Annotated in this window: 9 protein-coding genes and 1 riboswitch; of the genes, 4 read left to right on the top strand and 5 right to left on the bottom strand. The window is 38.4% G+C overall.

Features of this window, described 5'->3' with window-relative positions:
- Positions 1-143: 143 nt before the first annotated feature.
- Positions 144-268: riboswitch (TPP riboswitch) on the top strand.
- The 3 genes from DOD25_RS02290 to DOD25_RS02280 all read left to right on the top strand — a co-directional run bounded on the left by DOD25_RS02290 (position 258) and on the right by DOD25_RS02280 (position 3,137).
- Positions 258-1,073, top strand: a complete 816-nt coding sequence (locus tag DOD25_RS02290) for an ABC transporter permease (RefSeq protein ID WP_004119379.1) — start codon at positions 258-260, stop codon at positions 1,071-1,073. It overlaps the preceding riboswitch by 11 nt.
- A 155-nt stretch (positions 1,074-1,228) precedes the next feature.
- On the top strand, positions 1,229-2,227 hold the full coding sequence (locus tag DOD25_RS02285) for an ABC transporter substrate-binding protein (RefSeq protein WP_112928609.1): 999 nt from the start codon (positions 1,229-1,231) through the stop codon (positions 2,225-2,227).
- A 175-nt stretch (positions 2,228-2,402) separates the two neighbouring features.
- Positions 2,403-3,137 carry an ABC transporter ATP-binding protein gene (locus DOD25_RS02280; protein ID WP_004106856.1) on the top strand — a complete coding sequence of 245 codons (735 nt, stop codon included), beginning with the start codon at positions 2,403-2,405 and terminating at the stop codon, positions 3,135-3,137.
- 78 nt (positions 3,138-3,215) lie between these two features.
- Here DOD25_RS02280 and mfd read toward each other — a convergent pair whose 3' ends face one another.
- The 3 genes from mfd to DOD25_RS02265 form a co-directional block, all read right to left on the bottom strand.
- Positions 3,216-6,824, bottom strand: a complete 3,609-nt coding sequence (gene mfd, locus DOD25_RS02275; RefSeq protein WP_112928608.1) for a transcription-repair coupling factor — start codon at positions 6,822-6,824, stop codon at positions 3,216-3,218.
- On the bottom strand, positions 6,814-7,413 hold the full coding sequence (gene pth, locus DOD25_RS02270) for an aminoacyl-tRNA hydrolase (protein WP_112928607.1): 600 nt from the start codon (positions 7,411-7,413) through the stop codon (positions 6,814-6,816). The genes mfd and pth overlap by 11 nt, the downstream gene beginning before the upstream one ends.
- A 139-nt stretch (positions 7,414-7,552) precedes the next feature.
- The gene (locus tag DOD25_RS02265; protein WP_004106862.1) at positions 7,553-8,605 is read right to left on the bottom strand and encodes an ABC transporter substrate-binding protein; all 1,053 of its coding nucleotides are present in this window, start codon (positions 8,603-8,605) and stop codon (positions 7,553-7,555) included.
- Positions 8,606-8,915: 310 nt separating this feature from the next.
- Between DOD25_RS02265 and DOD25_RS02260 the strand changes: the two genes are divergently transcribed.
- Entirely contained in the window at positions 8,916-9,707 is a 792-nt protein-coding gene (locus tag DOD25_RS02260) for an ABC transporter permease (RefSeq protein WP_112928606.1), read from the top strand.
- Positions 9,708-9,806: 99 nt separating this feature from the next.
- Here the strand turns inward: DOD25_RS02260 and DOD25_RS02255 are convergent, their stop codons facing one another.
- Together DOD25_RS02255 and DOD25_RS02250 are read right to left on the bottom strand one after the other, a co-directional pair.
- Positions 9,807-13,337, bottom strand: a complete 3,531-nt coding sequence (locus DOD25_RS02255; protein WP_112928605.1) for a UPF0182 family membrane protein — start codon at positions 13,335-13,337, stop codon at positions 9,807-9,809.
- A gap of 133 nt (positions 13,338-13,470) precedes the next feature.
- Positions 13,471-14,760: a uracil-xanthine permease family protein gene (locus DOD25_RS02250; RefSeq protein ID WP_004119362.1), complete on the bottom strand. Its 1,290-nt coding sequence runs from the start codon at positions 14,758-14,760 to the stop codon at positions 13,471-13,473.
- Between the last annotated feature and the right edge of the window lie 57 nt (positions 14,761-14,817).

Genomic DNA, 14,817 nt, shown 5'->3' with positions numbered 1-14,817 from the left:
TTGAGTACCAGCGTATTTATGCCGTGAACGTTCACAATATTTTGATTTAATTCGAGTCATATGAGCCAATTGTATATTTTTAAGCAATATCGTTTATAAATATCGATTTCAAATATACATGTCCATACCCTTGGGAGATAATGACCACAGACACGGGGTGCGCAACTACATCGTGCCAAACAACAATACATACAGTGTTGCGCTGAGAATACACTCGTTGAACCTGATATAGCTAAAACTATCGAAGGGATTGTCGCATGACTTACAGTTCGCCTAATAAAGCGAAAAACATATTGAAGATTGCATTTAAAGCGGTATCTTCGTGTAAAGTGTGGATTTCAACCATCCTCATTTTGGTTTTGTGGTTTTTTACAACTCTTTCTCCAATCGAAGACCGTTCTTTGCCATCCCCATATGAAGTAATACAAGCTTTTATTGATTTAAACAACGAAGGCATATTATTAAAATCCTTAGGAATAAGTATTTTACGAGTTCTTTTAGGACTTTTGTTAGGAATTATTTTTGCTGTTCCTGCAGGCATACTTGCGGGAGGCAGTAAGCTTGGCAATATTGTAGTTGATAAACCAAGCCACATGTTGAGGTCAATTCCATTCCCGGCTTTAGCTCCAATATTAATAATTTTCCTCGGAATAGATGAAACGATGAAAATAGCGCTTATAGCTGTTGGCGTTTTTGGACCTATGTACGTTAATATTCGCGACGGAGTGCGTAATATTGATCCGAAACTTCTCGAATTAGCGCAGGTTTATCACGTTAAAAAATCTACTATTTTTATATCTATTTTGCTTCGCGGTACACTTCCAAGTTTTATGACAGGTTTGCGATTTGCAATATCTGTAGCATGGGTTGCATTAGTGACTTGCGAAACAGTCAATTCTTCTATTGGAATTGGATACATTCTTTCAAGAGCGCAAGAATTCTTTAGGCCAGATCAAATGATGGCATGCGTTATTATGTACGCAATTGCAGGTCTTGGATCTGAGCTTACTGCAAACATATTAGAGTATCTTCTTATACCTGAGCGCAGATTAGATAGAAAATCACGCCAATAATCTAGTAGTATCAACATTTTTCTAAAGTTAACTACTTTTTAAAATGCATTAAATTGCTTTTTAAGAATCAGTCAATATTTAGAATCAACAACCAAATAATAACAACCAAACAAACAACAGATAAACAAAACAACAAACAAAAGGAGCTGTATATCATGGCTAATTTAAAAATGCGATTTTCTAAAAAGAGCATTATTGCATTAATCTGCGCTGCTTGTGCAACTGTATCTCTTGCAGCTTGCGGAAACTCACAAAAATCATCAAGCGCTTCTTCAAAAGAAGACGCTGGAACTATGAGAGTTGCTTATCTTTCTACAGCAAATTATTTAACTACTTTGAAAAATGAGAAATTCCTTCAAGACGAATTTGGCAAATCTAAGGTAGTTTACACTGGTCCTTACACTCCAGTCGATGGTCTTACTGCTGTTATGAGCGGAAATGCAGATGCTACAACTACTGGAACCGGACGCTTCATTGATTTGATTGCTGAAGGACAACCATGGGTAGCTTTTGCGCTCGAATATTACAATGGTGATTCTCAAGGAATCGTTGCGTCCGCAAAAAGCGGCGTGAAAACACTAAAAGACTTATACGGAAAGAAAGTTGCTATTATTCACAACGGTGATACTGGCGATTACATGCTTCACCGCGCATTCGATAAAAGTGGTTTAGACGTTTCTAAAGTTAACAAAGTTGAGATGAGCCCTAAGAACTTCCAGGCAGCATTTACTTCTGGACAGATTGATGCAATTTCCTCATTCGATCAGAATCTTGCTGCAGCAATGACAACTCCAGGCGCAAAATTGCTTGTAAATGCTAAAAAGTACGGCAATATGAATGTTACTATTCACATTGTTTCTAAGAGCTTTGCCCAAAAGCATCCGGATCTTGTTAAGAAGATGTACAAGGCTCTTGTTCGCGAAGCAAAAAAGTCTCATAAAGAAAACAATGTTATTGGAAACGCTTACAAGCAGCTCGGAGCAAGCGAAACTATTATTAAGCAAATTAAAAAGTTTGACAATCCAACTATTCGCCCAATCGATGAAAAAGGTTTGAAAATGATGGAAACTCAGGCTAAAGAATACGTGAAATATGGTTTAATTAAGCAAGCTCCAAAGAATTTGAAAGATTCTGTAATGGATTGCACGAAGTAAATTAATCCATATATCTATAAAACACATATCAGTAAAAACAAAAAATTAAATATCAAAAATAAATAATATATAACTGATTAATCAAAATTAAAACAAAGTTATATAACATGCTTGTATAACAAAGTTATATAAATATTATATAAACATGATTTAGAGCAACGCAGTAGGAGTAAATATGAACACTCAAATAGAAGACTATGAGACTAAAGATAACTCTTACTGCGTTACTCTAGAACATATTGGCGTGACTTTTAAAAATAACGCTAAAATATTGCGAGATATAAATCTAAATATTAAAAAAGGTGAATTTGTATCTCTAATCGGACGCTCAGGATGCGGAAAAACCACTCTTCTTAAAGTTATTTCAGGATTAATCAAACCTGATTCTGGAACAATAAACGTCACACAACATCAAGCAATAGGTTTCCAAGATGCAAGATTAATACCATGGATAACAGTAAGTAAGAACGTAGTTTTCGGCATGCAAGGAAACAAATCAGAACTAAAATCTATTGCAGAAAAAGCTCTTAACGATATGCAACTTAATAATTGCGGGTCAAAATGGCCATCAGAACTTTCAGGTGGTCAAGCACAACGAGTCTCATTAGCTAGAGCTTTAGTTCATAATCCTGAATTACTACTTTTAGACGAGCCTTTCGGCGCATTAGATGCTTTAACTCGTTTAGACATGCAAGATTTGCTTGATAATCTAAGACAGAAACATGGCTGGACCACAATAATGGTCACGCATGATATTTCTGAAGCAGTAAGACTTTCTGACAGAATTCTTATGATTAAAGACGGAATCATTGAGAAAAACTGGAATATTGATCGAAGCCAACTTGATGCACAAAAGCGTCCAAATAATCACGTTGAAATAGAAGACGAGCTTAGAGAAGCGTTACAGTAAGAACGCGAAAAAAAATAATTGATAAAGGCGACTGCAAAATAGCGGCCGCCTTTATTTATAAAATAAACACAAGAAAATTTACCAAGCGACGTCATCAAGAAGCTGACGCACCCAGGAGATTATTTCATGCTCACTCATTGAACCAGACCCGAGTGAAGATTCAAAAGGAGCTGGAACAATAAGCATATGGGTAAGAGGACGATACTGTAATCCTCTATAAATACGCTTCAAACGCATCATCACAGACTCTTTTGGATCGACGCCAACAACTCGCACTGATTTTCCTTGAGAGCTGATTTGCGTAATACCAATCTCGCGTGCTTTAAAGCGCAAACGAGCAACATCACACAAAGACTCAAACTCTTCAGGCGGATTACCAAAGCGATCAAGAAGCTCATCGTGAAGTTCTTGCAAATCACTATTATCCTTAGCAGCAGCAAGCTTTCGGTACGCTTCCAAACGAAGCTTGTCAGAAGCAATATAATCAACTGGAAGAGAAGCCTCAACTGGAAGATCAATAGTTACACAAACAGGCTCAACTCTTTCAGGTTCCTTATATTTTTCAACAGCTTCAGAAACCATACGAACATACAAATCAAATCCAACACCCTCAATGTGGCCACTTTGCTCATCTCCAAGCAAATTTCCAGTTCCGCGCAATTCCAAATCTTTCATCGCAACATCAAAACCAGAACCAAGTGCAGTATGCTGAGCAATTGTTGAGAGTCTATCGTGAGATTGTTGCGTCATAGGCTTAGATGGATCATACAAAAAGTAAGCGTAAGCACGCTCATGACCTCTACCTACTCTGCCACGCAACTGATGCAACTGGCTTAAACCGAATCTATCTGCGTGATCGACAATAAGTGTATTCGCATTAGAAATATCAAGACCTGTTTCAATAATCGTTGTACAAACAAGCACATCAATATCTCTATGCCAAAAATCACGAATAACAGCATCGAGCTGCTTCTCACCCATTTTTCCATGAGCAATAGCAACACGGACATCTGGCACAAGCTCCTGAATCTTACTTGCAACAGAACTAATATCTTCAACACGATTATGGACGTAAAAAACTTGACCCCCACGCAACAATTCACGCTTAATGCACGCAGCAACTTGAGAATTATCATACGCACCAACGTATGTAAGCACTGGAAGCCTATCTTCTGGAGGAGTTGCAAGAGTAGACATTTCACGAATACCAGTTACAGCCATTTCAAGAGTTCTAGGAATTGGCGTTGCTGAAAGACTTAATACGTCAACGTTTGTGCGCAAAGCTTTGAGAGTTTCCTTATGTTCCACACCAAAACGCTGCTCTTCGTCAATAATAACCAAACCTAAATCTTTGAACTTTATACTAGGATTCAAAAGCTTATGCGTTCCAATAACAACGTCAATGCTTCCATCTTGCAATCCAGCTAAAGTTTCTTCAATCTCTTTAGAAGTTTGGAATCTACTCATTGCAGCAACTTTTACAGGAAAGCCTTCAAATCGATTTGTAAAAGTCTCGTAATGCTGTTGAACAAGCAAAGTCGTTGGAACTAAAACAACAACTTGCTTAGAATCTTGCACAGCTTTGAAAGCTGCACGTAACGCAATTTCAGTTTTACCAAAACCAACATCTCCACAAATTAAGCGATCCATTGGTATTGGCTTTTCCATATCCGCTTTTACTTCGTCAATAGTTGTAAGCTGATCAGCAGTTTCTTGATAAGGAAATGCATCTTCCAACTCTTTTTGCCAAGGTGTATCTTTACTAAATGCAAATCCGCGAGATTGCTGCCTTGCCGAATAAAGCTTAATAAGATTTTCAGCAATTTCATGAACATGCTTTTTAGCTTTTGCTTTAGTTTGAGCCCAGTCAGAACCTCCGAGCTTGTTAAGCTTTGGTATTTCGGCACCAATATATTTACTAACTAAATCAAGCTGATCGGTTGGAATAAAAAGTTTATCGTTAGGAGCATTACGTTTGCTAGGAGCATATTCAATTACTAAATATTCGCGAGTTGCACTACCACCCGAAACAGCAATATTACGTTGTTTCATACCAACAAAACGTCCAATACCATGCTGCTCGTGCACAACGAAATCACCAGGCTTTAGTTCCATTAGGTCGATTGCTTTGCGCCTGCGTTTTGGAGTTTTTAGTTGAGCTGATGCAGAAGATTTACCTGTCAGATCACGCTCTGTAAGAATCGCGATACGCGCAACATTATCGATAAAGCCATCCGAAATACTTGAGCGCACTGTAGTAAATTCATGTACACCAGTCACATATATAGCGCGTCTCAAGCGTGCAAGAGTACCAGAAGCCGCAGCTGTAATAGTTACAGCAAAACCATTGTCAACAAGAGAAGTGATACCACCAGAAACTTTCGATTCATCTCCTCGAAACTCTTGTGGCGCCGATGCTGGCAAAGCAATATTTCCATAAATTTGATTGTCAACACCAAAAGATGTTAATTTCCATACATCATGATTAGACAATTCTAACGATGAAATCGTTTCATCAAAATCCAAGAAATTAGCTTGATCGAATGTTATTGGAGCTCCAGAACCGTGTCCAGAAGCAGCAACATGCCAACTAGCCGCTAAGAATTCGTTAGCTGTAGCAGTTACGTCATCTGCAGCTCTACGGCATTTTTCGGGATCAGATAGAATAATAACAGATTCCTTTGGAAGCATATTTTGCACTGATTCCATGCGATCCACTAGTGCAGGCAACAAAGACTCCATACCTTCTACAGGTATAGAATTTGCGATTGATTCAAGCATATCGTCAGCATTTGGAATTGCGCCAATAAGAGAACACGCGCGCTTGCAAATTTTTTCTGTAATCTGAAGCTCACGGCAAGGCGTAGCCCAAATGCTTGCAATATTATTGCCATAAGTACGCTGATCAGAAGCATGAAATTGCTTTATAGTATCAATTTCATCACCAAAAAATTCAATTCTCACAGGATGCGTCATTGTTGGCGCAAAAACGTCAATAATTCCACCACGAACAGCAAACTCTCCACGTTCCATCACCAAATCAACACGAGTATATGCGTTTTCTACCAAACGTTTCACAGCATATTCAAGAGTTAATTCTTTTCCGCACTCAAATAACAGAGGATCTATATCACCAATGCCTTCAACTACAGGCTGAATAAGCGATCGCACAGGCATAACCAACACGCGAATCGGACCAAAAAGTGATGTGTTATTTTCAGGATGACAAAGCCTACGAAACACTGCAATCCTGCTAGCAACAGTATCTGCCCTAGGCGAAAGCCTTTCATGAGGTAACGTTTCCCAAGCTTCTAATTTAGCAACGTCTTGAGCATCACCATCGTACCAATCACGCACAGACGCAATAAAATCTTCAGCATCTCTACTCGATGGAACAATAACAACAACTGGCTTTTTCTTAGCTAATGCAGCAACAATAGCAGAACGAATTCCAATAGGAGAAGAAATTGTTAAATCTTCACTTATTGAATCTAAATCTTTACGATTTTTATTTGCACTTTCGCAACAATAATCAGATATCGCATCAAGATCATATTCAGATAAAGCTTTAAAAAGTGAATCCTTAGTTGATAAATCATTAAGAATATCTCTCAAGCTTATTACTGAAATATCATCAGTCTTATCATTCTTGTTGTTTTTGATATTAGACCTGCTATCAGCGGCCATTAAACTTCTCCTGCGTCGCTGCTAATCCATGGAAAATAATACTTTCTGCAGCATCAGCACCATCTGCTAAAAAGTTTGGAAGATCGGATTTTTGAACTGCAGCAAAACCTCCAAGAACCCAATTGACGGTATTATCGTGCGCGTGAGCACCACGCTGCGCATGACCAACACCCATTCTCACTCGAGAATATTGAGGAGTACCAAGAGAGCGATCGATAGAACGAATACCGTTATGTCCTCCAGCAGAGCCTCCTGCTTTTACTTTAATGCGCCCAAAATCTAAATCCATATCATCGTGAATTATCACAATATGATCCGGTTCTATTTGATAATAGGAGCTTATAGAAGATATTGCAGCACCAGAATCGTTCATAAAAGTCAACGGTTTAGCAAGGAAAAACTTTGCTACGCGACCATCAAGATTCATAACACCTTTGCCAAGTTTAGCTAAACCTTTGTGATCCGAAAGAGATACTGACCAACGTTGTGCCAAAACGTCTGCAACCATAAAACCCATGTTGTGTCGAGTACCCTCATATTTTGTACCAGGATTTCCCAAGCCAGCAATAAGCCAAAAATCCGATGCCATGGCAGACCACTCCCCATTCAAATATTTAGCAAAACAACAAAACGGGCGCATCGATTGTAGCTGAACGTAAAATTACAACTACTCGATACGCCCTTATATACTTCAGCCTATTCTATCAAGACTCAAGTCATTATGTTATTTATTTCAAAAATTCGTCAGTAGACAATTCTTTTGCTTGCGGAGTTTTATGAGTTACTTTGCCTTTAGAATCAGTGTAAGCACCTTCCTTACTTAAGAAGTTAAAGTAAGCTTGAGCGCCTTTAACATCAGTGGTTCCGAACACAAATTTTCCGCTCTTAATATCCGCGCGATTGCCCCAATATTGACCGTCAACAATCATCTTCATGCTACGCTTAACAAACTTTATGTCAAGATTAGCATCTTTTGCTTCTTTCACAAGAATTTCAGAAGCCTCATCAGGATGTTCATAAGCATATTCATATCCACGCTTTGCAGCTTTAACAAATGCTCGAACAAGCTTAGGGTCTTTAGCTACAGTACGCTTATTTGCAATTATTCCAATAGTATCTGGCTGACCTGGCACACCGTAGTCGCCCTCCATGAAGCAGCGAAGCTTTGGTCCAAACATTTCAGATTGTACACCTTCCCAAGTGCCGTAGAAGCCACCAAAATCAGCTTTGCCAGATTCAAGAGTTCTAAAAGTTGAAGTTCCAACAGTAACTTTGTCGAACTTACCCTGACCGCCATCGTGTTGAATCATCCTACGAATTACAGCATCACCTTCAGCTGAACCAAAAGTTGCAAAAGTACGACCATCAAAATCTTTTGGAGAATGAATCTTATTGTTCGAAGCAAGTGAACACCAAATAGCACTTGGCTTTTGCTGAACTTGCATAACTTGCTCAAGATTTGCTCCCTTTGTTGAAAAATCAGCAGCATTTGTCAAAGTACTAAGAGCAAAATCAGCAACACCACTATCAACTGCATGTTCCGAACCAGTCTGAGCAACAGCAAGTATATTGACATCTAATCCGGCATCTTTAAACCATCCTTTATGCTTAGCAACATAAATACCAATATGATTAGTATCCGGTGCCCAAAATAGCATAAACGACACTTTACGAAGATTTGCATTCTTACTACTACTTGCAGATCCACATGCCGAGAAAGAAAATACGCAGCACGCAGAAAGAATAAACGCAAGAGTACGCTTTACAATACGCATATTCATGAGTTCCCTACTTTGTTTCTTGTACCGTTCTTCTGGGAAAGTGACACGAACTCGGCAGAAAACGGTAACAAAGGGCCTAGCCCGCGCCGTTCAATGCCCCTGAGCAGATTCAATCTGCTACAGTTTGCCACACATTGACTCACGAAACATTTAGATTATGCATGATTAAATAGACAAATAAAAAAATCTCGTACACTATTAAACTCACAGAAGTTGTGCGCTTCTAATAGAATGTACATGCTATTTGTAGTTTTAAATAATTCGATTGGGGCAGCAATCGAAGTCCTTTAAAGAAAGGAATCGAGTTTTCATGACGCAATCGCGTTTTAAACGTATGCTAATTAAATATCTGCCAACTGTATTTTCTGTAATAGTTTTACTTGTTTTTTGGCAGTATGCATGCGAATATTATAAAATTTCGGAAAATTTGATTCCAACACCATCTTCAATTGTTCAATCAACAGCTGACGCTTTGCCAACTCTATTACCTGCAGCATTAATTACAACACAAGAAACAGTTATCGGTTTTTCTATTGCAATAGTAGTTGGAATTCTTTTAGGTGTTATTTTCCATATTTGTAAGCTTGTTAAATCTGCTTTATTCCCGCTTTTATGCGCAGCGCAAACTATGCCATTAATTTCTATTGCGCCAATTTTTTTGATTTGGTTTGGTTTTGAAATATCGGGGAAAATTGTAATAGTAATGGTTTTCAGCATGTTCCCTATTGCTGTGCAAACTATACGAGGTCTTGACGCCGTTCCAAGTTTTTATACAGATGTTGCTTTAACTTGTGGAGCAAGTAGAACTTGGACTTTGTGGCATGTTAAATTAAGGGTTGCAGCTCGCCAAATTTTTGGTGGCATACGCATTAGTGCAGCTTATGTTTTTGGAACTGCTTCAACTGCAGAATATTTGGGAGCCAAAGATGGGCTAGGAATTTGGCTTCAATTCGCTTATAACTCATTTAGAACACCACTTATTTTTTCTGCAACAATAGTAATAATAATTCTTACTGCGCTTCTTATGTGCATTGTTAACGTTTGTGAAAGAATTATGATTGGTTCAGCAGACGAAGATGATGATCCAGATAACCAATTGTGAATTGCATTAAAACAGCGCATGTGAGCTACAAAAGTGACGAAAATAACGCAACATTCGCTACTTTTGTAACTCACAAACTGAGATATTAATGAAAACTTACTACTTACCTGATTCTTCTTTCATTGCTTCATTAATAGCATCGCTCAGCTCTTTTTGCGCCTTTCCGTAAGCTTCCCAGTTTCCGGATCGCATAGCAGAATCAGAATCTTTTAACGCTTGAGCTGCACGTTTAAGTGCTTCTTTAGCTTTTTGACTCATAGAATGAGATTTTTCTGAATTCTTAGACTCACTTTCCTTAGAGCTACCTTCTTTAGAATCAGCATCCTTAGATTCATTACTTTCAGCAGCATTGTTTGAAGAAGAATTATTAGAAGCATCTCCAGCCAAAGCACCCGAGTTTCCGCCAAATACTTGATTAAGTGCTTCATCTAATGTATCTGCAAATCCAACTTGATCTCCAAAAGCAACTAACACCTTCTTAAGCAAAGGATAGCTAGTAGAACCGCTAGATTGCACATAAACAGGCTCTACATAAACCAGTCCTCCACCAAGAGGCAATGTAATCAAATTACCACGTTTAACTTTAGTAGAACCAGATTCAAGCAAATTCAATTCTTTAGAAACATTTGCATTAGCATTGAAATTATTCTGAGCTTGGCCAGGTCCTGGAACATTAGATATCTTAGGTAATTCTTGCAAACGAATCTTACCGTAATTTGAACCGATCTTTCCAGGAGTATCCCCCGCATCTGAATCAACAGACAAGAAACCAGTTAATATTTCACGAGTACTTTTACCAGCTGGAATATAAGTAGAAACAAGCGAAAATACTGGCTTCTTTGCATCTCCAGTTTGCAAAGTCAAATAGTATGGAGGTTGCAAAATATCTTCTTTTTGTGCTTTTTGAGATTCAGTTGGATCAACAGGAATCTGCCAGAAGTCTTCTCCAGAGAAGAATTGGCTTGCTGTATCTACGTGATATTTTGCTAATAAGTGACGTTGGACTTTAAACAAGCTTTCTGGGTAACGCAAATGCTTCATCAAATCACCAGAAATCTTAGAAATATCGTGATAGTGACCTGGGAAAATTGATCTCCAAGCCTTGATTACAGGATCTTTCGTATCCCACACATACAAATCAACAGAACCATCATAAGCGTCAACTGTAGCTTTCACAGAATTACGGATGTAGTTTGCTCGTTGATTAGTCAATCCTTTAATAGAATGAGAAGTTGTTGTTGTGGAATCTTGAGTTACCTTACCAAAATCAGTCATCTGAGAATAAGGGTAAGAATCAGAAGTAGTATAGCCATCAACAATCCACTTAACGCGACCATCTACTACTGCAGGATAAACTCGACCATCCAAAGTTAAGTAAGGAGCAACCTTAGACACGCGTGTCTTAGGATCACGATCATACAAAATTTGAGATTCAGAAGTCACACGATCAGAGAAAAGAATTTGATCAGACCCAAACCTAATTGCATGCAAAAGTTTAGAGAAGAAATTGCCTAAACTTGGACCACCATTGCCATTAAAAGTAGTTAATGCACCTTGAGAACCAGTCGGATAATCAAACTCCCATGGAGCTGTCCCTTTTGGAGATCCAACGATAGAATACTCAGGAGCATTCGGAGAGAAGTAAATACGTGGTTCATACTTTTGCGACTTAGTAAGTTTGCCTTGAGCAGGAATACCGTACTCCATGAATTGCGGCTGACCATCTGTAGTTACTTTATTTCCGTAGGCTGCAACAATTCCGTAGCCATGCGTATAAACTGTATGATCATTAACCCAGTTTCGATTATCGTTTCCAGCTAAATCGAGTTCACGTGCAGCGATAACTGTATCTTGACTTACACCGTCAATATCGTATTTATCAACTGAAAGCGTATCTGCGAAAGTGTAGTATTGCTTCGATTGCTGCAATTGGCGGAAAGTTGGAGACGTAACTTGTGGATCTAACAAACGAATTTGCGCAGTTGACTCTGCTTCTTTTGATAATGCACCTGATTTACCTTTAGAAGTAGCGTTATACGATTCTTTCTTTACATTATTTAGACCGTAAGCAAACTTTGTAGCATCGATATTACGCTGAATATAAGTAGCTTCCAATTCCTGAGCATTAGGAGCAACTTTAAATCGCTGCACAAGTGCCGGCCAGGCAAAAGATATAACAATTGAGCAAACAATCATAAAAGCTAAAGCAATAGTCGGAGTTTTCCAAGCTTTTACAGCAGTTTTAAAACGCACTGAAATTGGTGCTTCTACAGATAAAGCGTGAGATTTCATAAACCAAAATGCAATAACAGAACCAACTAACACTGTAATTACTGCCATAACTATGCTTCCAGGAACTCCAGCATTCATATCCGTGTATGAACCGCCAGTAATACGAGGACCGTCAAGAGTTACAACAGCAAACATGTCTAAAATTTGCTGAGCTGCCCACGTCAAAATCACAAGCATAAACCATACAGAAATTTGTCTACGTGCTCGTTTTGTAATACTTAATATGCTTTTACCGTCGATAGGCATACTAAAACGAATTGCTCCCATAAGAAGATGCGTAATAATAGAGAAAACAAGGGATATTACCAATAAGAGCACAAATGCACTTATAAATAACCTTAATCCTGGTAGTACGAATACATAAAACCCATTGTCAATTCCAAATTGCGGATCCTTAATGCCAAAAGGTTGGGCGTTAAACATTAACAAAATTTGCGCCCAATGATTGTAGAATTTAAATCCAAATACCGCGCCTACAATCAATGAAAAAATTCCTGCAACATGCAAAGCAAGCTTTGAACTAATTCCCTGCTTTAAATCAATAACATTGCCTTTAATTCGAATATAAGTTCCATCTGCATTGCTTGGACGCGCTTTTATTGCCAAAGCTGCAGACAAGTAGCCAAAAACAGACATTAATATTGCATAAAGCACCCAAACGCCCACTTTTGCTGCAAGTTGAATCCAAATAACACTTTCAAAGCCAAGCTGTGAATACCACATGCAATCAGTTATGAACCTTGCGAGAGCAAATATTGCAGCTATAGCAAGCACAACGATTAACAATACTATCGCAAGAATCCACCGCCATCTTCTTGAGCCGCCAATAAATTTACCTACATTAAACTCTAATCTCATAGAACGCTTATGCTCCTTATTTTCAGTGCTCTTATAATCGCTTTTATTGATATTATTACTTTCGCTATTTTTTGGAAAATCGCCTTTGTTCTCTAGTTTTTTCTTAGCTTCTAATAAATCACTAAAGAGGTCACCAAAGTCACCATCATCACTATAATAGTCTGCCCAATCTTCTATTTTTTTTGTAAACTTTGAAAAAGTCTTACCTTTGTTTTCACTATTAGAATCGTCTTTAGCATCCTCTTTAGAATCGTCTTTAGCAACAACATCATCACTTTTATTATCTTCATCAATACTTTCTACAATTACATCTTGCTCAATAGAATCAGTAGAATCGTTATCTTGTTGGCGCTTTTTCTTTCCGTCGCTTGTATAATCGGCACGCTTATGCGTCTTAGTATTTTTAGGTTTTTTAGCCATATACACGCCAAAAGCAGCCCATGCAACGCCAATAATTATTTCTATGATGAGTTTCAACATAAAGTTAATAGTACTATATTAATTATTCCCACTCTACATATTATGTAATCAAAACTAATTACAAAAAGCGCGCCCGCAAATTAATGCAAGCGCGCTTAAAGCGATTAAATTAAATCAAATTGGAGCATTTAAGTTAGGCAACATCAGGATCATCTTTAGCGATCGTACCAGTAAGCTTTCCAATAGCCTTCAATAAGTGATATACAACCAACACCACAACGGTTCCGATTGCAATACCGTTGAACTGAATGCCAGAAATAGCAAACTGGAAGTTAGCAATACCAATAATCATAACGATTGCAGCAATCATAATATTCACTGGCTTATCGAAGTTCACTTTGTTTTCTACCCAGATTCTTACGCCAATCATGCCAATCATGCCGTAAAGCAAAGTGGTCACGCCACCGAGAACACCAGCTGGAATTGAGTTTACAACAGCACCAAACTTTGGGCAAAGGCTCAGGATGAATGCAAAAGCTGCAGCACACCAATAAGCTGCAGTAGAATAGACCTTTGTTGCGGCCATAACACCGATATTTTCGCCGTACGTAGTAGTACCACAGCCACCGAATAAACCAGCAATAGCTGTACCAAAACCATCTGCAAATAATGCAGTTCCAATCTTAGAGTCATAGTCGCGACCAGTCATTTGAGCTACAGACTTTACGTGACCAACATTTTCTGCAATAAGAACAAGTACTACCGGCAAGAACATAAGTAGAACAGAGAAATCAACTTGTGGAGTGTGGAATTTAGGAAAACCAATCCAAGAAGCTTCTTCAATCTTTTTAAAATCGACTTGACCTTGGAAGCATGCATAAGCGTAACCAACGAGAACACCTAAAAGAATATTTAAACGACCAAGAAGACCGCGAAATACTACAGCAATAAGCATTACAGCAACTAATGTCACAAGAGCCGTATCTGGAGCTTTCTGGAAATTAGTCCAAACTGCAGGTCCTAAATTAAAACCAATAATTGCAACGATTGCACCGTTTACAACAGGCGGCATAATAATGTCAATCCACTTAGCTCCTGCAAAATGTACAAGCACACCTATAAGAGCAAGAAGTAAACCTGTGCACATAATGCCAAAGCTTGCAACTGCAATACCTTTATGAGCTGTTGTTACAGCCATAACAGGTGCTATAAGACCAAAAGAGCTTCCCAGATAACTAGGAAGCTTATTTGCGTTAATAAGTAAGAACAGTGCTGTAGAAATAGCAGTGAACATCAATGTTGTTGATGGATCAAAGCCTGTAAGAATAGGCACCAAGAACGTAGCACCAAACATTGCAATAACATGCTGAGCACCAATTCCAGCAGTACGAGTCCAAGTCAAACGCTCGTCTGGCTCTACAACTTCACCAGGCTTTAACGTTTTGCCATTACCGTGAAGCTGCCACGTGAATAATGAATTCATTTCTTCTCCTTGCAAAAACAAGCTATGCAAAATGTTGTGTAAACAAGTGTCGCTAAA

Origin of the sequence: Gardnerella leopoldii, assembly GCF_003293675.1 — a bacterium.
In the GTDB taxonomy this organism is placed as follows: domain Bacteria; phylum Actinomycetota; class Actinomycetes; order Actinomycetales; family Bifidobacteriaceae; genus Bifidobacterium; species Bifidobacterium leopoldii.
This window is presented reverse-complemented; position numbering and strand designations above follow the sequence as displayed.